Below are 23,262 nucleotides of genomic sequence, written 5' to 3' on the forward strand. Positions count from 1 at the left end.
TCCTTCCTAGCAGTGATAGACAACTGCATTATGGCGCATTGCGACGCCGGTGGAGCAGGAGCCATCCACCCCATCCGGTTTAGGATGCATTGCTGCCATTGAAGCCAAGCCCTTTGTCTGCACTGGGCAGTTTGCTCGACTAAGCAAAATCTGCTGTCTGCGCATTTCCGTCATTGAGGCATCGAGCAGCATCGATCAAAATGGGCTCACAACGGCCTAATACTCACGCGGCAAAGCCAGCGCGGCAGGCAGGTTCAGACCCGTCATCGGACCTTCACCCCAAGCCCTTGATATCGCGATCTGTCTTTGGATGAGCAACCGTTAGCAAATCAGGAGCTACAGTTCACACGCCTGGCGGCGAAATCTGACTGCGCGCCCAAATCACCGATGCTGCGCGGAGTATGAATGGCTGCTATCGCGATCTACCGTTATTGGCTGATCAACAAATGCTTGCGGAAAATCGTGGCGCAGAACATAGTGCGAACATTATTATTCTTCAGCGAGGCTACATTTAACGGAAAACATCTCCCCCTACCTGCCGGGCATCCTGCTTTCTTACGGCGCATTTTTGATGGCGATTGCAAGCCCCGGTCCAAACGTCCTCGCTGTGATCGGAACCTCTATGGCGGTGAACCGTCCTTCTGGCATGGCACTTGCCATGGGTGTTGCGACAGGCACTCTCACGTGAGCGGTGCTTACCGCAATCGGGCTATCAGCCCTGCTTGCTACCTACGCTTCGGCTATTCTCATCATCAAAGTATTTGGCGGTCTTTATTTGCTCTGGTTAGCGTACAAGGCGTTTCGGTCAGCGGCATTTGCCCACGATATTGACACCACAGAGCTTGCAGGCGGCCGACGCACCGCCTGGGGCTACGCAAGGCGTGGATATATCATCCAAATGACGAACCCGAAAGCTGCATTGGCGTGGATCGCGATTATCTCGCTCGGCCTTGCTCCCGGTGCATCGCTGTGGGTCGCTGGCGCGATTGTGGGCGGCACGTTTGTCTTGTCAGTGGTGATCCACCTTCTCTATGCGGTGGCTTTTTCAACCCCGATGATGGTGCGCGTTTACGGGCGCGCGCGCCGCTTCATCCAAGGTGCGCTTGGCGCATTCTTCGGCCTCGCAGGTCTTCGATTGCTGACGGATCGGGGTTGAACGGATGGGAGCCTACGACGACAATTCAGCGGCCCGAAACCTCAATACAGGTTTCGCGGTGATGGTGCGGATCACGGCCAAGGAAGCGGAAGCTGACGCCGTAGCTGAAATCCTCCAGAATTTGGCCGGACCATCAAACGCGGAACCGGGCATGAAGTTCTTCATGCCCTACAGATCACCTGATGATCCTTCGCAGTTCTTTGTTTATGAGCTTTACGAAGATGCCTCTGGGTGGGACGCGCACAACGCTTCGCCGCATTTTCTCGCAGCCGTTGATGATCTAGTCGCAAAGGCTGCACACTGAGAACGTATTCCTTTTGCACCCTTCGTGACATAAGGCCGTTCTTTCGAGAGGAAATCGGGCTGGTTTAGTTGCTCGCAACAGATAGCAGCCGTTCGAGCTGATGCAGCGAAATGGCGCTTCTTGCGCGTCTCGGTTATCCGAACGGCGTGCGGCGAAAGCACGGTCTCGGGGGCGGCCATAACAACCCCTATGAATGACCGAATCGACGACAGGCGCTGCGTTGCAACAACACATGTGCCGCGACTGCAAACAAATGCTGCGTCAGCAAAGCGCGAAAAATGAATGACGGAAAAGTCCGCAAAGCACTCATTCAAGCCTGTTGCAGCGAAAGACTGCGTTGAGCCCTCACTGTGAATTTGATTTTCTCGCTGCAAGTGCAAACAGCGCAGATTTTGCCGCGTGCGCTTCAATTTGAGCACGGTAATGCGGCGTAGCGAGCGGCCATTCGTGCCGGGCGCAGCGAATTTTCATCAGGCAATGAGTAAAGCGCGGTACTTAGTGAACTATTACCGCGGTCGCGCCAGCGTCCGATTATTGGGCTACCGAGCGACAGGCGGAAGGTTTGATGTTGTGATGTTCAATTGTTACCCGACTGAGCCAAAGTTCACTATGGAACTAAGCCATGTCTACAACTCTGCAGATACTCTCTAAACTTAGCGTTAGACCTTCCTCGCTGATTCCCCCAAAGGCCAGACGTAGTGCATTATCCGTGCCGGGTGGCACTGCATATGGCTCTGCCGAGGAAACTGCGACACCCCTTTCCGCCAGCATAGATACGATCGGATCAGCCCGCTTTCGTTTCGGTAAACGCACCCAAGTGAAGCTAGCGTTTCGATGTGAACAGATACCGTATCCGTTCAAATACTCATGGCAAAGCCGCTGCCCTCTGGCACCGGCCTCCCTACGCCTGTTCTCAAATTCCAAGATTGAGCCATCTTCGATCCAGTGCGTAACCAATGCGGTAATAACAGCCGGTGTGTTCCAAGTTGTTGCCCGGATCGCCATCGTCACAGCTCCAGCCAAGTCCGGAGGCACCACTATGTACCCGAGTCGCAGGCCCGTCGCCAAAACCTTGGACACACCGCCAATGTAAACGGACCGCTCCGGCGCAAGTTGAAGAAAACTTGGCGGCGGGTCAGTTTCAAGAAAATCGTAGGCTCCGTCTTCTATTACCAATAAGTCAAAGTGTCGGGCGACAGCGACAATTTCCCGGCGCGTTTTCTCGTCCATCACCGATCCTAGTGGATTGTGAACGGTAGGGGTGAGATAGACCGCGCGGACTGATTTGGTTTTGCAAAGACGAAGCAAGGATTCCGGATTCATGCTTCCTTCGCTCTCAGCAACTGAGTGTAGCGAAAGGTCCCGTAAACCGACTACTGCGCGAAACCCCGGATAAGTTAGCTGGTCAGTTGCAACGATGTCGCCTCGCTTTAGGAGACCCAGGGCGACAATCGAAAGTCCGTGTTGGGCGCCGGATGTGATGAACAAGTTCTCTGCATCGATCTCTCCAACTCTGTTTGAGAGATAAGCAGCGATGGTCCGCCGCTCACTCAACACCCCGCCATGTGGTTGATAGCGCAGAACAGAATTTAGGTCTCCGCGTCTGGCGAGCCAACGCAAACCGGACCGCAGGACGTCCCCGTCACCGGGATCGGCTGGCATGTTGAACACCAGGTCAATCGGCGGCGCATCCTCAAACTGTTCGATTCCAAGGGTGAGCGGTAATTCCGGGTTTCTGACGAACATGCCACGTCCGCCTTCCCCTACAATGAAGCCCCTTTGCTTCAGTGTTTTGTACGCACGCGTTGCTGTCGCTAAAGCCACTCCGTTTTGCTCTGCAAAGGCCCTGTGTGTTGGCAGGCGCGTTCCAGGGGGGATTTCACCGGATTTGATCTGCGCTACCAATTTTTCTGCTAGGTCCAGATAAACCATGTTTGGCCTCAGCACTTTTCCGCTGTCCTTAGTACAATGCAATAATTGTGATAACGGCGGTTCCGTGTCAACCTCAGGTTTAGTTTTCTGAAGGATGTCACCATGCGAGAGACCATTAGCCACGCGATTCTCGCGTTCGCGTTGTTTACCACAACCTATGCAGTAAATCTGCAAGCTCCGCTGTATTCTGTATATGCGGAGAACAGCGGTGTTGGGGCAACCGCGGTCACGATTGGCTTCGCCGCGTATGTAGCAGGTTTGATGCCCACGCTGATCTTGCTCGGCGGCATGTCAGACCGAATTGGTCGCAGGTCACCAGTGGCGATGGCGCTAGCCTTGGGCGTCGGCGGAACGGCACTGTTGGTTGTCGCTCCTACGTGGCCCTCCTTGGTATTTGCCCGTTTTGTTCTGGGGGTTTCCACAGGATTCGCTACCACAGCCGGGACGGCATACATGGCTGAGCTATTCAGTCAAGATCGTACGAGACAAGCCACATTGCTGGTAACGTCCGCCACCTCATTGGGTTTTGGGGGCGGCGCGCTGGCAACTGGTCTCAGCCTCGCCCAGTGGGGTCCAAGCATTATGCCTGTCAGCTTTGTCGCTCTATTCCTTGTTGCCCCAATTTTGGCGCTGGTAGTGCTTGCTCTACCCAAAGCAGACAACCCGCAAAAAGTGGCCATGCTGCGTTTGCCTGTCTTTCCTGAAAGAACATGGCAATACGGAATGGCGCTGGCGCTTGCCTGGTCTACCACCGGTATGACCATTGCAGTTGTTCCGCTGCAACTTCATACGCAGGGACTCGGGGCATATACTGGGTTGGTCATATTCCTGGCCATCTTCGTTGGGTTTCTGTCGCAGCCGCTGGCCCGTAGGTTGACGAACATAAGCGCATTGCGAGTTGGATTTATTCTCGTGCCGCTCGGCTTTCTCATGGTGTTGGTTGGCGTCGGGCTCCAGGAAATCTGGCTGGTTCTTGCAGGAACGGCGATCACAAGTTCGGCTAGCTATGGATTTACATATCTGTCGAGCCTATCGGAGTTTGCAATCCGCGCGCCGGAAAACCGCGCACGCGCCGCTGCCGGGTTGTTTGTCTATGCGTATGTTGGGTTTTCGCTGCCAACGATTGCAAGTGGCGCCATGGCCGATAAGTTTGGCCTTCTCACAGCAATGTCGGTTTTTGCCTCGCTGCTCGTCGCCGTAACAATTGCGGTTGGATGGTTAGGCAGATCGACCGGCCGTACCGAACCCGCAAACCTAACCGAAGAGCCAACATTCCGCGGCGAGTCGGCACCGGCGGTCAAATCAGGCTAAAGCCGCGAATACGTTGTCGCAGGTCAGGGTAAATCGCACCCATTTCATCAAGGGAAAATTTGAAGCCATGACAACAGATGTTAATGATTTATTGAGCACTGAACAGCGTGTCACAACGAGTGTCACAGTATTGCAATCGCAACCTTACGTTGCGGCAACTGCGCAGGGATGGCACAGGGAAGCCTACGACGACGTTTACGACCGCCTGGCCAACGAAAACGGATTTCCGTGTGTGTTTTCAAAGAACGCGATCCGTAAGGGCCTGCTGAAGTTTATCTTTGTCGAAGGAAATGGCCTGGAAGATATGAAACGTTTGGCAAAGGGGCTCATGGCCTTTGTCGAGGTGAGTTCAGATTGGAATGGCGAGTTAAACACGGCCTATCCACTGGTCGTTGCGTTTTCAGAAAACGCTATCTCGGCCCGCAGCGTCGAAGAATATCACGCCTTTGGATGGCGAACGCTCCTACGCCTTCATTCATTGGACAATCAACCTTGGCCCCAGGATGTACCGTCTGACCCCGGCTCGACGGCTTGGTCGATGTGCTTTAGCGGGATGCCAATTTTTTGCAATATGAGCAATCCAGCTCACCAAAGGCGGGCGAGCCGAAATTTAGGGAAACATTTCAAATTGGTCATTAATCCGCGCGAGCGGTTTGACAAAGTTGCAGGCGATACCCCTGCCGGTCGAAGAGCCCGGGCGAACATCCGCGAACGAATTCTTACTTACGATGGTCAGCCACACTGTCCTCAACTTGGGTCCTATGGGGAAGATAGCCTCGAGTGGTGGCAGTACAGCCTCACCGACAAAAACGAGATCCGTACAGATAGATGCCCCTTCAAATCGACCCGATCGCCCAGCATCACCCAGAAATGCCCACATACCGGTGAACATTTGGCCCCTGGACGAGCTGGAGAGAAAGGAACTGAAACAACCTAACGTCGATTGAACTCGCCTGATTCAGAAATTCCAACCTGATCCCAAAAGGACACACTAGATATGTTCGAACTCATAGTTTCCCAAGGAAGAATAGCAGATCGCAAAGAACGCACAATCGAGGGCGCATTGCAGACCGCGAGAATGCTGGAAGAAGCCCTTGGACTCAAAGGGAAGTATTTCGGAACGCCTGAGCCTGCGAAAACTGACGACTGGACGCTCAGCCTTCCAGAGGCAGAACAGACTTTGGTCTGCCTGCAGGCCGCCATCGCGGACAGCATCGAAGCAAGCCGAACACCTATCATGGTCGCCAATACTTGCTCGGCCAGTCTTGGCTCGCTGCCAACCCTTGCTGAGCGATATCCGGAAGCCATACTGCTTTGGGTCGATGCACACGGCGATTTCAACACGCCGGATACGACAGGCTCTGGATATTTGGGTGGTATGGTGCTGGCCGGGGCTTGTGGTCTTTGGGACAGTGGGCACGGAAAAGGGCTACGCCCTGATCAGGTGATTTTGGTCGGCGCACGCGACATCGACCCCGAAGAGCTCGCGCATCTGCGTAGGTCCGGTGTCCGAATTTTGCCGCCCGAAGAGGCGACGCCTGACGCCGTACGCGAGGCCGTGGGAAAAGCACCAGTCTGGATTCATGTTGATTGGGATGTAATGGAGCCCGGCCACATACCTGCCGATTACAGTGTACCGCACGGGTTTCTGCCGAAACAATTGCGCGAGATTTTCCAGGCGATTCCCTCTGGTCAACTTGTCGGCTTGGAACTTGCAGAGTTCCACGCACCGCTTTCGGAATCCGAGAGTCGCGCACCGTTGAAGCACATCCTGAGCATAATCGAGCCTTTGCTTGAGCCGGAGGTAGTCGTTTGACCGGGCTTGAGCACATCCCATTCACCAAGATGCACGGTGCCGGCAACGACTTTGTCGTTCTTGATCTGCGGGGACGTTCGGAGCCAACGCCCGAATTATGTGCGGCAATGTCCGATCGAAACACCGGGATCGGGTGCGACCTCGTGCTAGGGATTGAGCCGCCACGTTCACCTCGCGCATTGGTCTCGTTCCGTATCTGGACCTCTGACGGGCAAACTTCACGGCAATGCGGAAATGGTGCCAGATGCATCGCTGCATGGGCTCAAAGGACCGGGCTCACCGCTTCTGATGCTTTCGAACTTGATAGCCCGTCCGGGCCACTCGAAATCATGTCGCTCGGTCGCGATACATACTCTGTCAAGTTGGCACCGCCGTCTTTCGATCCGGACGTACTACCCCTTCACGGCTTTAAGAAACAAAGCCCTCCCTATTCACTCGAAACACCTGAGGGCAATGTCATTCGCTTTGGCACAGTGTCCATGGGCAATCCACATGCCGTGATCGAGGTTCAGGACATAAAGGGTGCACCCGTCAAAACAGTCGGACGGCTGCTTCAGAAGATACCTGAACTGCCAGAAACCATCTGTGTCGGTTTCGTAGAAATTGTTGATCCAGATCACTTGCGGTTGCGTGTCTTCGAATTTGGCGCAGGGGAAACCCTCGCATGTGGAAGCGGTGCCTGCGCTGCTGCGTCGTACCTGATGCAGCAAGGCCGGGTCGGTCGAGATGTCTCAGTTTCGATGCCTGGTGGGACGCTTCAGATATCTTGGCCTGACAATCATCAGGCACCAATCACAATGACAGGCCCTGCAGCCTTTGTTTTTGAAGGAGAATTCGCTTATGCCACTATTTGATAGCATTCTAGATACCATTGGCCGGACGCCGATTGTAAAGCTGCACCGAATCCCACCAGAGCATGTAGACATCTACGTCAAGGTGGAGTCTTTCAATCCAGGCGGTTCGGTGAAAGACCGGCTTGCGCTCGCCGTAGTCCTCGATGCTGAATCAAAAGGTCTACTGAAACCAGGCGACACAATCGTCGAATGCACGTCCGGCAACGTGGGCATAGCGCTGGCTATGGTGGCGGCAGCTCGTGGCTACAAATTCGTCGCTGTAATGTCGAATACCTATTCACTCGAAAGGCGCAAGCTGATCAGAGCATACGGCGGCAAGGTGCTGCTTTTTCCTGGTGAATTGGGCAGCAGTGGAGGCAACAAAATCGCTGATGACCTGGCGGACAAGCACGGGTGGTTCCGGGCACGGCAATTCGATAACCCTGCAAATCCAGCCTACCATCGTGAAACGACCGCAACCGAAATTCTGAGTGATTTCGCAGGAAAACGTCTCGATTATTTCGTAACCGGCTTTGGTACCAGCGGAACATTGACCGGTGTTGGTCAAATGATGAAACGTGCTCGACCAGATGTGCAAGTAGTTTGCGCGGAACCAGAGAACGCCGCGGTTCTGGCTGGAAAGTCGTGGAATCTGCATGAAATTCAAGGGTGGGCGCCAAACTTCGTACCAAGCGTCATGGACCAGACCGTCATCGACCACCTTCAACCCATAAACGAAACAGTCGGACGCGACACAGCTCGTCGGCTGGCTGCTGAAGAAGGCATCTTTGTTGGCATTTCAGCTGGGGCAACGCTCGCGACGGCTCTTGAGGTCGCCCATACCGCTCCGCGTGGTTCTGTTTTGTTGGCCATGCTGCCGGATACAGGTGAACGTTATCTATCCACATTCCTCATGGAAGATGTGAGCGAAGGGTCGGATGACGAGTGGCTCGATTCACTGGACCGCGAGTTGGAAACAGCCTGATCTATACACCTCACGCTCACGCGTTCTCGTCAGAGAAGGAGGACATATGCAATGCTGGAACAGCCATTGACCAAGCTACCCACCCATTCCAGTCGTGAATTTATCCCGCCTGGCAGTCGCTTCTTGTCGTTACCTGAGGAGTTTCCCATGAGACGCGGAGGGTGTCTCATGGGAGGTATCCTAGCCTATGAAACTTGGGGGACACTTTCGCGGGGGCGCGACAACGCAATTCTCATACTGACGGGATTGTCACCGGATGCGCACGCCGCCTCTTCGCCCACGAATCGGGAAGCCGGCTGGTGGGAACGTATGGTTGGTCCTGGCAAAGCCATCGACACCGACACATGGTTTGTAATCTGTGTCAACTCGTTGGGAAGTTGTAAGGGCTCTACCGGTCCAGCATCTCTTGTTCCCGACAATACTCGCACGTACAGACTTGATTTCCCTCAACTCAGCATCGAAGACATTGCAGATGCGGCAGCGTTTGCCGTGCGCGCCCTTGAAATCGAGACCTTGGCATGTGTGATTGGTTGTTCAATGGGCGGGATGAGTGCACTATCTCTGATTTCTCGTCATCCGGGTCTCGCTCGTACTCATATTAGTGTTTCGAGCGCCGCGCATGCATCTCCGTTCGCGTTAGCCGTGCGTTCGCTCCAGCGACAGGCTATCCAAGACGATCCAAACTGGCGGTCTGGACAGTACAGCAACGAGAGTTACCCGCTTGCGGGCATGTCGATTGCTCGAAAACTTGGGCTTATCACCTATCGGTCTGCGACTGAGTGGCAAGCGCGATTTGGCCGAAATGTGACCGCAAGTGGTTCGGCCAGCCAACGAGGTGGAATGCAATGTCGCCCAGAGTTCGCCGTCGAGAGTTATCTTGAATTCCATGCAAGGAGATTCCTGCGGGGGTTTGATCCGAATTCCTATCTGTACTTGAGCCAGTGCATTGATCTGTTTGATATTGCAGACCAAGCGAAAGGGTGTGCCGACAGAGCTTTGTCACAACTCACACTGGAACGCGCTTTGGTCCTGGGCACGGATACAGATATTCTATTTCCATTGTATCAACAACGCCAGATCGCCGATGGCTTACGCGCCGCTGACGCAAGAACCCAATTTACTGAATTGGATAGCCATCAGGGCCACGACGCCTTCCTCGTCGATATTCCGTCATTCGGGGCACCAATCGCTAGCTTCCTTTCCGATCTCGGGCGAAAGCCTCCGGTCGTTCGCGCAGCACCAATTGTGGCAGCAAGGGAGGAATTCGTCCTATGAAAAAAGATGCTGGAAAGATTGCTCTGGTGACCGGAGCCAACCGTGGAATAGGATTCGAAATTGCGCGTCAGATCGCACAATCAGGTGCTCACGTTCTGCTGTCCGGTAGAAGCTTTGAGCACGCCAATATTGCGGCTCATATGCTTTGCGGCGAAAAACTGATTGCCACTCCAATCCAGTTGGACGTGACCAACCCAGAATCGGTTAGTCACGCAGCGGAATGGATTGCCAGCACCTTTGGTCGGCTCGATATATTGGTCAACAACGCAGCCATAAGAATTGAGGACTATGGTATCGCGCCATCTGTACAACCCATGTGGAAGTGGCGGGAGACGTTCGAAACTAACCTCTTCGGCGTAGTTGAAGTTACACAAGCTCTGCTCTCACTGATCCGAAACAGCGAAGCAGGGCGCATTGTCAATGTGTCTAGCCTATTAGGTTCAGTTGGAACCCATAGCGATCGCAGCTCTTATGCCTATAGTGACATGTTCAAGTCATTGCCTGCTTACAGTGCGTCGAAATGCGGGGTCAATTCCTGGACCGCGCATCTTGCATACGAGCTGCGGGATACGCCGATCAAAGTGAATGCCGTTCACCCAGGTTACACCAAAACCGACATGAACGATGGGCTAGGTGATCTGGAGATACCCGAAGGAGCCCGTACTAGCGTCCAAATGGCGCTGCTTGGATCGGATGGACCTTCCGGATCATATGTCCATCTCGACCGGATTATTCCGTGGTGAACACCCCCCGCATTCTCAGTCAATAAGGTTTGAAAAAATGAAGCATGTTGCTCTCGTCACCGATTCAGAAAGTTTGCCAATCGACTTCGATATGGACTTGCTGATTGATGCCTGCGTTGCTCAAGGAGTACAGCCCGAAATAGTTGAATGGACTGATCCCAGCGTTCCCTGGGGAAAGTGTGATGCCGTTCTGCTACGCTCGCCTTGGAGCTACACCAAACATCTCAAGAGATTTCGAGATTGGTGCGCTCACGTAGATGCGCAGACTCATCTCATCAATCCTCTGGCAGTAATCAGTTGGGGTTTGGACAAAACGTACTTGAAAGACCTCGAAGCGCTCGATGTCCCTATAGTGCCGACAGAAATCTTGCCTCCAAATGCGAAGATCGGTGACCGCCTCCAATCCTTCCTGGAAGATCACCCGGAATGCAATGAACTTGTCATAAAGCCAACAGTTGGCGCTTATTCCCAGAACGTTGGTCGCTTCTCGCGCCAAAACATCGAAGCTGCCATACGGCATGCCGAAACGCTTTTTGCAACCGGCCACAGCGTCATCATTCAACCATACCTCACGTCGATTGATGAGCTCGGCGAAACGGACATGATCTTTTTCGACGGCCACTACAGTCATGCTATCCGAAAAGCGGCACTTTTAATGCCCGACGGCACAGTAAATGTTCCAAGCACTGACATGCGCTCAGCGCGGGCAGCTTCTCCAGATGAACGGGAAGTAGGAATTAGTGCGCTAAAGGCAGTGACCAAGATATTCGGATTGGATTCACCGCTACTTTATGCTCGCGTTGATTTAGTCGAGGACCAAAACGGTGCTCCTGTTGTTCTTGAACTGGAGATATCAGAACCCTCCCTTAGCTTACAGTTTGCACCTGGAAGCCCGGATCGTTTCGCAAAAGCAATTGCGAATAGACTAGTTTCTATCGATACTGCAGGTGCAGATATCCAACAGCTTAAACAAGGAGTCGGCTCCGGCTGATAACAATCCAGTACCCAATCGACCGTAACACCCTATTCTGCTTTTAGCCCGCCTAACGACGGGCGGGGTATGGCATCCCCGGGACCCCGCGGTTCCTCTCAGCAATGACAGCTATAGTGAGTTAGGCTGCAATGCAGCATATAGACTGCAGCGCATACCAATGAATGCTGCGTCAGCAAAGTGGCCAAACGTCAATGTCGGCAAAGTCCGCACACCTGCCATTGATCGATATTCCCCGAATGTCCGCAACGCGGACATTGCTGCCACCCGCATTTTTCTCCAAAGGACCGCAGTAACCCCAAAGCGGACATTTCCGACTGGGATTTGCAAATTTGGAAAGTCAAAAATGTAAGAACTCGAATGTTTCTGTTGCATGAAATCACTTAGCTAGCGCTTCTGAAATGCGTTCAACCAACGCCTTCTGAACAACGGCAAACCTTGGAGTTTGGGCGATTTCTTCTAGCGTCGCGACCCATAGTGGAACCTCGATCTTAGGATTCACGTCCTTCGACCGTTTAAGGCGGGTATCCACGTCGCCAAAAAATGACGGCAGAAAGGTTTTGCCCACTCCTGAGGCGGCCATCTGCTGTAGCACCAGAAAACTGTCTGCTCCGTTGGTCATTTCGTCTGAGTCCACATTCTCCGCTAGCCATTTAGCTGGGAGTGAACGGCTCAACGCTCCGTCAAGCCTCATCCACTTGCGGTTGGGGCAACCATCGTCAAAGACGCCAAATGACAGCGTTCCCGCGCGCTGCCCGATCAGCCCTTCCCCTAGCTTTATCGATGGGCGCACAGCAATGTCTGCTGTCAGTCGGGAAAGATCATGGTGGCTGTTCTGGCTTAGCAGAGTCAGTTTCAAACCTGGGTAAAGGACTGAGATCTCGTTTATGATGCGAGGGAGAACAACCTGACAAAGACTATCGGTCGATGTAACGCGCACCTGACCCATTGGGGAACGATTTGCTCCGACAACCGCCCGCTCCACCGAAAGCACCGCTTCTTCAACGCTTTCCATGGCCAAAAAGATTGCACTGGCTTCGGGCAGAACCGAATACCCTGACGGGCTTTTCTGAAAAATCCGGCAGCCATTGCGCTCTTCGAATGCGGCCACCCTGCGCAAGACTGTAGCATGCGTGACGCCCATGGCCGTCGCCGCCGCGTTCAACGAACCGTATTTGCTTACGGCTAGCGCGTATCGAATATCATCCCAGTTATCGTTGTTCATAAATTAACAAGTGACGATCAATAACAAACAATTACAAGAAAATTCGTTCAAGCTAACATTCGGAGCATTGAACAGGGAGACACATCATGATGAAGAAGTTCTCAATCTGCGCGGCAGGTCTTTTTTCATTGGCCGCCATTGGCACAGCAATCGCCCACGAAAGTGAAAACCCGGCTGTGAAAGCGCGAACCTCAATCATGCAGCTCTATGCCTTCAATCTTGGTACACTTGGCGGCATGGCCAAAGGCGAGGTGGATTATGAGGCCGAGGCCGCAACACGGGCTGCAAACAACCTTGTTGTGCTAACGCAGATCGACCAATCCGCTATGTGGCCCCAGGGATCTGACAATGTGTCCGATCCGTCCACCCGAGCGCTGCCGGCAATCTGGGAAAACTTCCCTGACGTTGGTGTGAAAGGGCAGGCTATGGCAGATGCCGCTGTTGCGATGCAGGCTGCGGCTGGCCAAGATGTTGATGCCCTGAAAGCGGCTATGGGCAATCTGGGTGGAAGCTGTTCGGCATGTCACAAAGCGTACAGAGCACCGAAAGACTAATTGGTAGATAGCTGTGAAGCGGTTTTTCCTTTTCACCGCTTTCGTTGCACTCTTGGTTGGGTTAGCCGGTTTGGTGCTGACCCGACCACAAAGAATGGATCAATCTAAACTCGACGGTTTGCACCCGGATCTCACCAGAGGTGAAATCGTGTTTCACGCCGCAGGATGCGCATCCTGTCATTCAGCGGCGGATGCGGTTGGTGCGGACAAGCTCATGCTCTCCGGTGGTCGCCGGTTTGAGACGGAATTCGGCACGTTCATTGCCCCCAACATTTCCAGTGACCCAGAACTTGGTATTGGGTCTTGGTCTGCCCTGGACCTGGCCAATGCTCTGATCCATGGAACGGGACCCGAAGGGCAGCACTATTTTCCAGCATTCCCCTATACATCTTACGCCAATATGTCGGAGGACGACGTCGTTTCGCTCCATGCATTCCTTGGCACCCTGCCAGCGTCCGAAGCCGAAAGCCTCTCGCATGAGGTAGGTTTTCCGTTCAACGTTCGGCGCGGATTGGGTGGATGGAAGCTCCTGTTCATGTCGCCAGGTTGGGTGGTCGAAGGTGATCTGACCGACCAACAACGGCATGGCCGGTACTTGGTGGAGGCTCTTGGTCACTGCGCCGAATGCCATACGCCACGCAACGGCTTAGGGGGTATGCAACACAATCTCTGGTTGACGGGAGCGCCAAGCCCCAGCGGAAAGGGACGTATCCCCGGCCTAACCTCAGATCAGCTTGATTGGTCCGAGGCCGACATTGCCGAATACCTGAAATCTGGCTTCACGCCGGACTATGACAGCGCTGGTGGTGAGATGGTGGAGGTCATCGAGAACACGTCACGCCTCACGGATGAGGACCGTTTCGCGATTGCCGCCTATCTCAAAGCTGTTCCTGTTTCGTCAACGGGGCTTCCATCCGAGTAACAGTCCTTTGTCGCCATGCTGCGGGGACCAGATGCTGTTCCTGCCGGACCGGGCCTGGGTCGCCTTGGTCGTCAACCGCCACTCATGGGCCCGACGGTGATACCAGTTGCCTTCCTGCTCCAGTACAAGGAAGCCTTTGTCCTGCAGATCATCGAAAGCACGCTGAACAGTGGCCTTACCTAGGCCTAGAATCTCTGCCGCCTCATTCATCGACACAAACACCTTGCCGTTGTTGCTGCCATTGAAGCGGGTGTGAAGCTCCAGCCAGAGCTTCACTGCAGGTCCGGACAATGCCCGCCACGCCGGGGACTTGATCATCGCGTAACAGCCTAGTAGCCCAGTCTTGAGACATTTCGCGAACTTCTGCCCAGTCGTGGTGATTTATGGGGCAAAACACGTTGAGTCATTCCTTCTTTTTTTTAGATCCGCAAACAAACTTGCTCCAATTAAGGCTCAACTCCCTCCGCCGTTCCAACAAATCCGACCGTGCATAAGCCCGCTCCACGTCAGACCCAATCTGATGGGCCAAAGCCGCCTCAGTCAGTTCACGCGGTGCGTTTGCCGCCTCCGCCGCCCAGTCCCGAAACGAACTGCGGAAGCCATGCACGGTGACTCCATCCTGCCGCATCCGGCGCAGCAGCATCAGCATGGACATGTTCGACAAGGGCTGATGCCGCTTTTGACCCTCAAACACATAGTCAGAGGCCAGCGCCCGCAGCGGCTCCAGAATTACCAGCATTTCGTCGGTGAGAGGCACGCGATGGAACTGACCGCCTTTCATACGCTCCGCAGGTATGGTCCACAGGCGCGCATCGACATCCACCTCGGGCCATTTCATCTCCAGCACCTCTGAGGTCCGGCAGGCAGTCAGAATGGTGAATTGCAACGCCTTGGCAGCCATGGCTGAGCGGGTCTGCAACTCGGCATAGAGCGCGGGCACCTCCTGCCACGGCATCGCGTCATGGTGCTGCACCCTGGCTTTGACGGAAGGCAGTACTTTGCCTTCGCGGATCGCAGTCACCGGGTTCTCGCCCGAGCGGAACCCCTTGGACTTTGCCACGTCGAGTACTGTCTTGATCCGCTGCGACAGTCGCTTTGCGGTTTCGTGTTTCTCGGTCCAGATGGGGGACAGGCACATCAGCACTTCGGGCTGATCAATGCTGTCGACTGGCATGCGCCCGATCTTTGGGAACGCATAGTCGCGCAAAGTGTTGAGCCACTGCTGACCATGCTTGGCATTCTTCCATATTGGCAGGCGGTCGATATGGACCTGACGGCTGAGCTCTTCGAATGTCGGGATTTCGCGCAGGGCGTTGAAGCGCGGGTTCAAACCGACCTTCGCCATCCGCCTGTATTCCAGTGCCCTTTCGCGCGCTTGGTTTAGTGTGACAACATCAGCGCCGCCTAAACCGAAATCCGTGCGCAGTGGTGCCCCCTTTCGGTTCTTCTGTCCTTTGACCGTTACGCGCACAATCCAGCGGCGCGCACCAGAGGGATCAACTACAAGATACAGTCCAGAACCGTCGCCATGCCGACCCGGACCAAGATTCTCTACTAGCTTCTTTGTCAGCTTCCCGCTGAGCGCAGCCATGAAAATACCACAAAATATACCACTCAATGAAAGTATACTTGTGTTATCGGGTAAAATCCAATGAAACCCACCAGCGCTGCTGCAGCCATAAAACTCTAGGGTTTAAACGACCTAGTGTGTCTCTCAAAATTTAGGAGCATCACCAAGTGGCGGACCGAGGAGGATTCGAACCCCCGACCCCTTGATTCGTAGTCAAGTACTCTATCCAGCTGAGCTATCGGTCCGCGTTGGTGAGGCGCTATGTAGACCCGGTGCGGTGGACGTGCAAGTCGATTCTGTAAAAATTCCTCAAAAAGTCTCGTCGCCGCGTGGAAGCCTTATTTCAAAGGTTGTTCCATCGGGTCCGGTGTCTTTCAGCACCAGATCGCCGCCATGGCCGCGCACCAACTCCCATGAAATCGCCAGACCCAGACCGGACCCGCCTTTGCGCACACCGCCCTGGAACGGGGTGAACAGATTCTCGCGCGCTTTGGGCGGCAGGCCGGGGCCGGTATCACGGATTTCAATCGACCAGGTACGATCAAGCTCAAACCCGGCGATGACAATCCGACCTGGTCTACCAAAGGCAACCAGCGCTTGGCGCGCGTTGCGGACAAGATTCATGATGACCCGATACAATTGTTCCGCATCAGCCCGTGCGATCAGATCCTCCGGGACCTCATTCGCAATCTCAACGCAGGCATCGGCCACCGCCAGCTGCTCACTTGCAGCCACATCGGCGGCGATATCGCGAACATTTACCATGGTCAGGGTTGGTGCGGGCTCTTCCGCACGCCCAAAAGCCAAAGTGCCTTCGCACAGGGAAACGGCGCGGGTGATCGAATTGACCAGCTTGGGCGCCATGCGTTTGACCAACGGATCATCGCTCGCCTCAATCCGGTCGGTAAAAAGCTGTGCAGAAGTCAGGATATTGCGCAGATCATGGCTGACCTTGGCCACAGCCCCGCCCAGTTGCGCCAACCGCTCGCGCTGTTTCAACGCCTGTGTCAGGTCGGTTTGCAACATCTGTAGGGCTTCTTCCGCCTCGCGCAGTTCGGTCACCTTCGAGCTGGGCGAGATTATGCCGCGCGCATCCTCGGGCGCACTGGCATAACGCTGCATATAGCCGACAACCCCCTTGATCGGGCGGACGAGGACAACGCGGACCGCCAGAAACAACAAAGATGCGGTGATGATCGAAATCACGAAGGACAGGCCGAGAATGCGAAGACCATAGTCGATCATCGCCATCCGCAAAGGCGCACTGTCAATAGTCACCTCGATCAACAAACCGGCCCTTTTGACCGGCTCCCCAATCACGCGGATAACTTCATTCTCGGCGGTGAATATACGGGCCATCGCGTCACGGATCAGCATCCAGGGGCCTGCATCCCGTAGATCATATGTATTGCTGATCTGTTCCGGGATGGCGGATGACAGCATCAATTGCCGTACTTCATCCCGCCGAAGCACGACATTGTAGACGCCCGCGTTTTCCAGCAGTTCGGCCTCAAGTTCGTCAGCAAGCATGTCATCTGCCAACAACGCCAGAGAGGCGATCTGCGCGCGCTCCAGTCGGTTTAGCAGAAAGTCTTCCCGAAAGCGCGCAATCGACGGGACAAAGATCAGGATCTCAGCCAGCATCACGAAGACCGTCGTCAAGATCAGGAAACGGCCCGACAGCGAGTTCAATTGACGCTCCTTCTTTGGGTCAGGGAATCCAGCGCTGGACGAACCTGACCACTCGTTTAACTGTCTGATTCTCAAACAGCCTCGGCGAGAAATAAGCACCCGCGACGCGTTTGTTAAGCTCTCCGATCGTCGGATAGGGCGAAACCATCGCGGCGATCTGACCCATCTTGAGGTTATTGGCCAGCGCCAGAGACCACAAGTTGATCAACTCTCCGGCCTGATGCCCCACGATAGTTGCGCCAACCGGGCGGCCTTTGACGACCATCACCTTGATGAAACCCCTGGTCTTTCGTTCAGAAATTGCGCGGTCATTGTGGTGATAGTCAAACCGGGCAATTTCCATCGCCTCACCATGTTGTTCGCGGGCCTGCGCCTCGGTCAAACCGACCTGAGCGAGTTCCGGGTCGGTATAGGTTGCCCAAGGAATATGCGCCGTTTTGGCTTTTGAGGGCAGTCCGAATAAAGCTGACCGAATAATGATGCCAGCATGATACCCCGCAACATGGGTGAACTGCAGCCCACCTGCAACATCGCCTATGGCATAAACCTTGCGGTTGGTCGTACGCAATGCGTCGTCGACCTTGATGCCAGTGCGTGTTCGGTCGATGCCTGCAGCCTCAAGGTTCAAACGATCCACATTCGCCTTGCGCCCGGCGGCCATCAACAGATGGGTGCCAGAAACGATATCGCCGCTCTCGGTCACAACTTCGATCTTGCCGTCCTCACCACGTATCTGAGCGACCATGGCTTGCTCGCGGATATCGACGCCTTCCGCCTTCAGGGTGTCCACAACTACAGCCGCGGCCTCGGGGTCATCTTTGCCCAGCGCCTTCGTGCCTTCGATCACTGTGATTTTACACCCCAACCGAATATGCGCTTGCGCCATTTCCATGCCTATGGGGCCGCCACCGATAATCAGTAGATGGTCCGGTTGGTCGCGCAGATCGAAAATGGTTTCGTTGGTATAAAACGGCACCTTGTCCAAACCGGGGATCGGAGGGATCAACGGAGATGACCCGGTCGCAATCACGACCCGGCGCGCAGTAATCACAGTGTCCCCGGCCTGCACCTCGGTTGGCGACAGGAAGGCGCCAAACTCTCGGATGACTGTCACGCCAAAGCCCTCGAACCGCTCCTGACTGTCCATCGGCTCGATCTGAGCGATCACATCATGGACATGATCTTTCGCTGCACCATAGTCGACCTGAGGCGTAACATCCGCCACGCCAAACGGCGAGGCGTGCGCCTGCCCATAAGCCGTTTTGCCGCTCGCGATCAGCGCCTTTGATGGGACGCAGCCAAAGTTCAGGCAGTCGCCCCCCATCTTGTGGCCTTCCAATAGGACCACATCGGCCCCCATCTGTGCAGCCCCTGCGGCAACCGACAATCCGCCCGATCCGGCCCCGATCACCAGGATATCCGTCTTCACTTTCTTCATGCGTTCAGGCGTCCTTTTTGCCGCGCAGGGCTTTGATCACGATGGGCAGAGCTGCCAACACGCAAAGACCGATGATGGGGCCGATCACGAACGGCTCCCACAGCAGGGACACATCAGGCGTTTCACCCCGATCGAACACACCGCCCAGCCCGACGCCGATCCACGTGTAAACAATCCCACCCGGAATAATCCCCAGCGCTGTGGTGATCAGGAAGTTACGGAACTTCACTCCGACCAGTGCGGGCACCAGATTGGCGACAAAGAAGGGAACGACCGGGACCAACCGCAGCAAGAACAGCACCGAGATCTCATTCTCGCGCAGCCTGTCTTTAAGCTTTTTGACCGTGCCTTCCGAGGATTCCAGCCGCACGGTCAGCGATTCACCCAAACCCCAACGGGCGGCCAGGAAAATCGCCGATGCGCCAATGGTTGCCGCAAAAACATTGAATACCGTTCCCGCGAACAGGCCAAACAGGAAGCCACCAGTCATCGAAGCCACGGCTGCACCGGGCAAGGAGAAGGCCACAATCACTATGTAGATTGCGATGAAGGCACCGGCCATGGCCCAGTAATTTGCGTCCCGCCAGGCCAGAAGGGCCTCACGATTATCGCGCAGGGTCTCAAAGCTCAGGTAATCGCCAAGCGTGAAGAACCCGAGCGCTGCGACCGCAAGGATCACCAGCAGTGGGATATGTCGCGCAACGCCGCTGCGCGGTGGCTGGGTTGTTTCACTCATGGGTGCGTCCGGCTTGGTCTGTTTCATTCTGACCCCAACATGCGTTGCCCGACCGCGAAACGACAGGTCCCTCACGCGGCCTTGAACTATGTGGCAGGGAATGTGAGGGTTTCGGGCGCAAAACCCGGAATCTGAAACCTTTTCGACGGCCCGGTTACAGAATTGTTGCAAAAGGTGTCAAAACCCCCGTCTTGGGGTTTGACTTACCCCCCGCTTAGCAGTAGAGGACGGGCTTCGAACACTAGGGCCAGGCGAATCCGCGCCGCACCCGACCGCTATAGATTGGAGACGGAGCGATGAAACGCACCTATCAGCCTTCGAACCTGGTTCGCAAACGCCGCCATGGTTTCCGCGCGCGCATGGCCACCAAGGCCGGCCGTAAAATCCTGAACGCGCGCCGCGCACGTGGCCGCAAGTCGCTGAGCGCGTAAACCGCTCGACCTGTCAGGTTATGAACATGACGCCGCCGGAGGCCCCTGAGGTTGGTAAGAACCACCCCCGGGAGAAGCCCCCGGCGGTTTCTGTTTGCGCGCCAGTATCTTTGACGGTTCTTAAGAACCGGCCAGATTTTCTGAAAGCTGCCCGCGCGCGCAGGCAAGGGACATCTTCGATGATGGTGCAGGCCCGCAAGCGCGCGCACGATGAAGCACCAGGTATTCGTGTTGGGTTCACCTGTTCCAAGAAAGTGGGCAACGCAGTCGCCCGCAACCGCGCCAAACGGCGCTTGCGCGAAGCAGCGCGTGCCATTCTTCCTACCCGAGGTCATGATGGCTGGGATTATGTATTGATCGGACGTGCCGAGGTCACCGGGGCCTGCCCCTATGATTCTCTGCTGAACGATCTGAAATACGCGCTGCGAAAAATCCACGGCACGGGCAAATGACCTTTCTGGCTCAAATCGTCGCCCTGCCCGTCCGGGCGTATCGGTTGATCTTTAGCCCCTGGGTTGGGTTCAACTGCCGCTATCAACCCACCTGCTCGGCCTACGCACTGGAAGCACTTGAGAAGCATGGGGCGATAAAGGGGGCATGGCTTGCCGCGCGCAGAATCGGGCGGTGCCATCCCTGGGGGGGTGACGGGTACGATCCGGTTCCAGAATGCCAGACGTGTAAAGACAAAACCTGATGCTCAAAACCCGGCATTTATCTTGCCGGGGTGACTCAAACTCTTTAGGGCAGGCCCATGTTTGACGAAGCAGATGATATCCACCCGCTATTCGCTGGCGCGCCCTCGACTACCGAGTTCAAGAAGCTGCGCAAACGTATCGTACGCCAGACCCGCGAGGCCATCGAACATTACGGGATGGTGGATCCCTCTGCCCATGACAAGGACGGCAAGCCCCCCCGATGGCTGGTTTGCCTGTCCGGGGGGAAGGACAGCTATACCCTGCTTGCCGTTCTCTATGAGCTAAAGTGGCGTGGCCTGCTGCCTGTCGATCTGCTGGCCTGCAATCTGGATCAGGGGCAACCCGGTTTTCCCGCCACCGTCCTTCCTGAGTTCCTGAAGCGCATGGATGTACCCCACCGGATCGAATATCAGGACACCTACTCGATCGTAGTGGACAAAGTCCCACAAGGTCGCACCTATTGTGCACTGTGTTCTCGCCTGCGTCGCGGTAACCTGTATCGTATCGCACGCGAAGAGGGGTGTTCAGCCGTTGTGCTGGGCCATCACCGAGACGATATTCTGGAAACCTTCTTCATGAACCTGTTCCATGGCGGTCGTCTGGCCACGATGCCGCCCAAGCTGGTCAATGAAGAGGGCGATCTGTTCGTCTTTCGCCCACTGGCCCATGTGGCCGAAATCGATTGCGAGAAATTTGCCAATGCCATGCGCTACCCGATCATTCCCTGCGATCTGTGCGGAAGTCAGGACGGGTTGCAACGCCAGCAGGTCAAACAGATTCTGGATCAGTGGGAAAAGAACAGCCCCGGTCGGCGGCAGGTCATGTTCCGCGCGCTGACCAACGCCCGACCATCACACCTGCTGGACCCGAAACTGTTCGATTTCGCAGGGCTTTCTTTGGAACCAGGCAAAAAACCTGAAAATTCAGGCGAAATTCCGCACCTGCGTTAACGGCTGACTCAGATTGGTTTCATACGGTCAGGGCCTGTGATCACTTCTCAGGGCCTGGAAACCGATGCGGAACCTACCTTCTTTTGACCGTCTGGCGCGCAACCTTGCGTCGCTGCTGAATTCCTCATCCGCCCTTGCCTTCATTCCTGCGCTCAGCCTTGGTGCGTTCTGGATCGGGGGTGAACGCGCGCTTGTCGCCGCAGCTTTGGGTCTGCCGTTGATCGTCGCGGCAGCGGGCCGATTTGGGTCAAAGGCGGGTGGAAAGTTTGGGACAGATCAGGCAGGTGGTCTTCTCACCAACGACCGCTTCGATACAGAGTTGGAGGCGGTGTTTCATGCCTCACAGCAAAGCGGCGAAGTATCCGCCTGTATTGTCATTGCACTGGATGACTATACTCAAATTCTCGATCTGCACGGCCAGGCGGCAACAAGCCTTATATCCGAACAGGTTTGCAACCGCATCCTGACGGTCATCCGCAGCCAGGACTTTGTAACCCGGTTAGCCGGCAACAGGATTCTGATTGCCCTGCGTCCGGCGCAACAACTGGATTTAGAGGCCTGCATACAAATGGCGGGGCGCATCCAGTCGGCCATAGAAGATCCGATACCGCTGAACGGCACCGGTATATATGTCTCATGCTCCATCGGGTTCTGCCTCAGCTCAGGCGAACCTGACGGGACCCCGGAAATGTGGAAGGACGCCGCCAACAATGCACTGGTCGAGGCGCAGCAAAATGGCCCATCCACGATTCGCGCCTATTCGTCAGATACGCGCCGCCGCTCTCGCATTCGCACCAATCTGAAGAAAGAGTTCGCGGCCGCCCTCAACAGTGGGGAAATCCGCCCGTGGTTTCAGCCGCAGATCTCCACCGATACCGGCAGGGTCACCGGGTTTGAAGCACTGGCAAGATGGGAGCATCCACAAAAAGGCGTATTGGGCCCGCATGTGTTTCTGCCCTTTGCCGAGCAGGCCGAGATGATGGAGCGGTTCGGCCAAACCATCCGTCATCATGCCTTCAAAGCCATGCGAGATTGGGATCGGGCCGGAGTTGTCGTGCCGCGGATCGGCATAAACTTTTCATCTGATGAATTGCGAGACCCCGGCCTGATCGACCGCCTGAAATGGGAGATGGATCAATTCGACCTCACTCCGGACAGGCTGGCGGTCGAAATCCTGGAAACCGTTTTTTCGCGTAGGCCCGATGACGTGATCACGCGAAACGTCACCGGTATGGCCGCGCTTGGATGCTGCATTGATCTGGACGATTTTGGCACCGGGCATGCTTCAATTGCGTCGATCAAACGGTTTCAGGTCTCTCGGATCAAGATCGACCGGTCCTTTGTGGCCAAATCTGATCAGGACCCAAGCCAGCAACAGCTTGCGAGTGCGATCCTAACCATGGCGGAACGTCTGAAAGTTGAAACCCTGGCCGAAGGGGTGGAAACCCCTGGCGAACATGCGCTGATGGCGCAGCTTGGTTGCAACCATGTTCAGGGATTTGGCATTGGAAAACCGATGCCCTTTGAAAAAACCCTGGATTGGATTGCTGCGCATCGCAACAAGGTCAACGGTGTTCCGAAGATTGGCCGGCAAACGGGATCACAAGGCGGATTTTAAGCCCAATATGGGTGATCCGTGACGAATTGACAGCCGATTCCGCTTGACCTTTGGGCCTGCACTCTGTTGAACCCTGCGGGTGTCT

The 23,262-nt window shown here is 55.3% G+C and carries 24 protein-coding genes and 1 tRNA gene; 17 read left to right on the forward strand and 8 right to left on the reverse strand.

Annotated elements, in window-relative coordinates; all coding sequences use genetic code 11:
* Nucleotides 1–691 precede the first annotated feature (691 nt).
* Entirely contained in the window at nucleotides 692–1,156 is a 465-nt protein-coding gene (locus tag AC2FFE_RS09265; protein WP_496821238.1) for a LysE family translocator, read from the forward strand.
* A 4-nt stretch (nucleotides 1,157–1,160) separates the two neighbouring features.
* On the forward strand, nucleotides 1,161–1,460 hold the full coding sequence (locus tag AC2FFE_RS09270; protein ID WP_496821239.1) for a putative quinol monooxygenase: 300 nt from the start codon (nucleotides 1,161–1,163) through the stop codon (nucleotides 1,458–1,460).
* A gap of 615 nt (nucleotides 1,461–2,075) precedes the next feature.
* On the opposite strand, the gene AC2FFE_RS09275 is transcribed toward AC2FFE_RS09270, so the two are convergent.
* Nucleotides 2,076–3,392, reverse strand: coding sequence for an aminotransferase-like domain-containing protein (locus tag AC2FFE_RS09275; protein WP_496820796.1), 1,317 nt, complete (start codon nucleotides 3,390–3,392; stop codon nucleotides 2,076–2,078).
* Nucleotides 3,393–3,494: 102 nt separating this feature from the next.
* Here AC2FFE_RS09275 and AC2FFE_RS09280 point away from each other — a divergent pair, with 102 nt between their 5' ends.
* From AC2FFE_RS09280 to dcsG, 8 genes are all read left to right on the forward strand, one after another.
* Complete coding sequence (locus tag AC2FFE_RS09280) at nucleotides 3,495–4,703, forward strand: MFS transporter (protein ID WP_496846474.1); 1,209 nt, start codon at nucleotides 3,495–3,497, stop codon at nucleotides 4,701–4,703.
* A gap of 67 nt (nucleotides 4,704–4,770) precedes the next feature.
* A complete protein-coding gene (locus AC2FFE_RS09285) occupies nucleotides 4,771–5,640 on the forward strand; it encodes a YqcI/YcgG family protein (RefSeq protein WP_496834454.1) in 870 nt (289 codons plus the stop codon).
* 60 nt (nucleotides 5,641–5,700) lie between these two features.
* Nucleotides 5,701–6,519 carry an arginase family protein gene (locus tag AC2FFE_RS09290; RefSeq protein ID WP_496820800.1) on the forward strand — a complete coding sequence of 273 codons (819 nt, stop codon included), beginning with the start codon at nucleotides 5,701–5,703 and terminating at the stop codon, nucleotides 6,517–6,519.
* A 29-nt stretch (nucleotides 6,520–6,548) separates the two neighbouring features.
* Nucleotides 6,549–7,373, forward strand: a complete 825-nt coding sequence (gene dapF / locus AC2FFE_RS09295; RefSeq protein ID WP_496846672.1) for a diaminopimelate epimerase — start codon at nucleotides 6,549–6,551, stop codon at nucleotides 7,371–7,373.
* Entirely contained in the window at nucleotides 7,360–8,337 is a 978-nt protein-coding gene (gene cysK, locus AC2FFE_RS09300; RefSeq protein WP_496820801.1) for a cysteine synthase A, read from the forward strand. Before dapF ends, cysK begins: the two co-directional genes overlap by 14 nt.
* Nucleotides 8,338–8,388: 51 nt before the next feature.
* On the forward strand, nucleotides 8,389–9,612 hold the full coding sequence (gene metX, locus AC2FFE_RS09305; protein ID WP_496846475.1) for a homoserine O-acetyltransferase MetX: 1,224 nt from the start codon (nucleotides 8,389–8,391) through the stop codon (nucleotides 9,610–9,612).
* Nucleotides 9,609–10,355, forward strand: a complete 747-nt coding sequence (locus AC2FFE_RS09310) for an SDR family oxidoreductase (protein WP_496846476.1) — start codon at nucleotides 9,609–9,611, stop codon at nucleotides 10,353–10,355. Before metX ends, AC2FFE_RS09310 begins: the two co-directional genes overlap by 4 nt.
* Before the next feature lie 37 nt (nucleotides 10,356–10,392).
* Complete coding sequence (dcsG, locus tag AC2FFE_RS09315; protein ID WP_496846477.1) at nucleotides 10,393–11,346, forward strand: D-cycloserine synthetase; 954 nt, start codon at nucleotides 10,393–10,395, stop codon at nucleotides 11,344–11,346.
* A gap of 379 nt (nucleotides 11,347–11,725) precedes the next feature.
* Here dcsG and AC2FFE_RS09320 read toward each other — a convergent pair whose 3' ends face one another.
* Entirely contained in the window at nucleotides 11,726–12,571 is an 846-nt protein-coding gene (locus AC2FFE_RS09320) for a LysR family transcriptional regulator (protein WP_496846478.1), read from the reverse strand.
* A gap of 86 nt (nucleotides 12,572–12,657) precedes the next feature.
* Between AC2FFE_RS09320 and AC2FFE_RS09325 the strand changes: the two genes are divergently transcribed.
* Both AC2FFE_RS09325 and AC2FFE_RS09330 read left to right on the forward strand, forming a co-directional pair.
* Nucleotides 12,658–13,125, forward strand: a complete 468-nt coding sequence (locus tag AC2FFE_RS09325) for a c-type cytochrome (protein ID WP_496846479.1) — start codon at nucleotides 12,658–12,660, stop codon at nucleotides 13,123–13,125.
* 13 nt (nucleotides 13,126–13,138) lie between these two features.
* Nucleotides 13,139–14,047 carry a c-type cytochrome gene (locus tag AC2FFE_RS09330; protein WP_496846480.1) on the forward strand — a complete coding sequence of 303 codons (909 nt, stop codon included), beginning with the start codon at nucleotides 13,139–13,141 and terminating at the stop codon, nucleotides 14,045–14,047.
* Here AC2FFE_RS09330 and AC2FFE_RS09335 read toward each other — a convergent pair.
* The 6 genes from AC2FFE_RS09335 to AC2FFE_RS09360 all read right to left on the reverse strand — a co-directional run bounded on the left by AC2FFE_RS09335 (nucleotide 14,024) and on the right by AC2FFE_RS09360 (nucleotide 19,483).
* Complete coding sequence (locus AC2FFE_RS09335) at nucleotides 14,024–14,365, reverse strand: hypothetical protein (RefSeq protein WP_496846481.1); 342 nt, start codon at nucleotides 14,363–14,365, stop codon at nucleotides 14,024–14,026. The genes AC2FFE_RS09330 and AC2FFE_RS09335 overlap by 24 nt on opposite strands.
* Before the next feature lie 85 nt (nucleotides 14,366–14,450).
* On the reverse strand, nucleotides 14,451–15,638 hold the full coding sequence (locus tag AC2FFE_RS09340; protein WP_496846482.1) for a tyrosine-type recombinase/integrase: 1,188 nt from the start codon (nucleotides 15,636–15,638) through the stop codon (nucleotides 14,451–14,453).
* 147 nt (nucleotides 15,639–15,785) lie between these two features.
* Nucleotides 15,786–15,862: transfer RNA gene (locus AC2FFE_RS09345), tRNA-Arg, on the reverse strand.
* Between the two features lie 64 nt (nucleotides 15,863–15,926).
* Nucleotides 15,927–17,309, reverse strand: coding sequence for a sensor histidine kinase (locus AC2FFE_RS09350; protein WP_496846483.1), 1,383 nt, complete (start codon nucleotides 17,307–17,309; stop codon nucleotides 15,927–15,929).
* A 19-nt stretch (nucleotides 17,310–17,328) separates the two neighbouring features.
* Nucleotides 17,329–18,747 (reverse strand): dihydrolipoyl dehydrogenase family protein, encoded by a 1,419-nt coding sequence (locus AC2FFE_RS09355; RefSeq protein ID WP_496846484.1) that lies wholly within the window; start codon nucleotides 18,745–18,747, stop codon nucleotides 17,329–17,331.
* A gap of 4 nt (nucleotides 18,748–18,751) precedes the next feature.
* The gene (locus AC2FFE_RS09360) at nucleotides 18,752–19,483 is read right to left on the reverse strand and encodes a TVP38/TMEM64 family protein (RefSeq protein WP_496846485.1); all 732 of its coding nucleotides are present in this window, start codon (nucleotides 19,481–19,483) and stop codon (nucleotides 18,752–18,754) included.
* A gap of 296 nt (nucleotides 19,484–19,779) precedes the next feature.
* Here AC2FFE_RS09360 and rpmH point away from each other — a divergent pair, with 296 nt between their 5' ends.
* The 5 genes from rpmH (at nucleotide 19,780) to AC2FFE_RS09385 (ending at nucleotide 23,177) form a co-directional block, all read left to right on the forward strand.
* Complete coding sequence (gene rpmH, locus AC2FFE_RS09365; RefSeq protein ID WP_005980833.1) at nucleotides 19,780–19,914, forward strand: 50S ribosomal protein L34; 135 nt, start codon at nucleotides 19,780–19,782, stop codon at nucleotides 19,912–19,914.
* A 26-nt stretch (nucleotides 19,915–19,940) separates the two neighbouring features.
* Nucleotides 19,941–20,366: a ribonuclease P protein component gene (gene rnpA, locus AC2FFE_RS09370; RefSeq protein WP_496846486.1), complete on the forward strand. Its 426-nt coding sequence runs from the start codon at nucleotides 19,941–19,943 to the stop codon at nucleotides 20,364–20,366.
* The gene (yidD, locus tag AC2FFE_RS09375) at nucleotides 20,363–20,608 is read left to right on the forward strand and encodes a membrane protein insertion efficiency factor YidD (RefSeq protein WP_496846487.1); all 246 of its coding nucleotides are present in this window, start codon (nucleotides 20,363–20,365) and stop codon (nucleotides 20,606–20,608) included. Before rnpA ends, yidD begins: the two co-directional genes overlap by 4 nt.
* Nucleotides 20,609–20,665: 57 nt before the next feature.
* Nucleotides 20,666–21,559, forward strand: coding sequence for a tRNA 2-thiocytidine(32) synthetase TtcA (ttcA, locus tag AC2FFE_RS09380; RefSeq protein ID WP_496846488.1), 894 nt, complete (start codon nucleotides 20,666–20,668; stop codon nucleotides 21,557–21,559).
* A gap of 64 nt (nucleotides 21,560–21,623) precedes the next feature.
* Complete coding sequence (locus AC2FFE_RS09385; RefSeq protein WP_496819185.1) at nucleotides 21,624–23,177, forward strand: putative bifunctional diguanylate cyclase/phosphodiesterase; 1,554 nt, start codon at nucleotides 21,624–21,626, stop codon at nucleotides 23,175–23,177.
* Nucleotides 23,178–23,262: the final 85 nt, after the last annotated feature.

This window comes from Ruegeria sp. YTSA168, assembly GCF_059610045.1.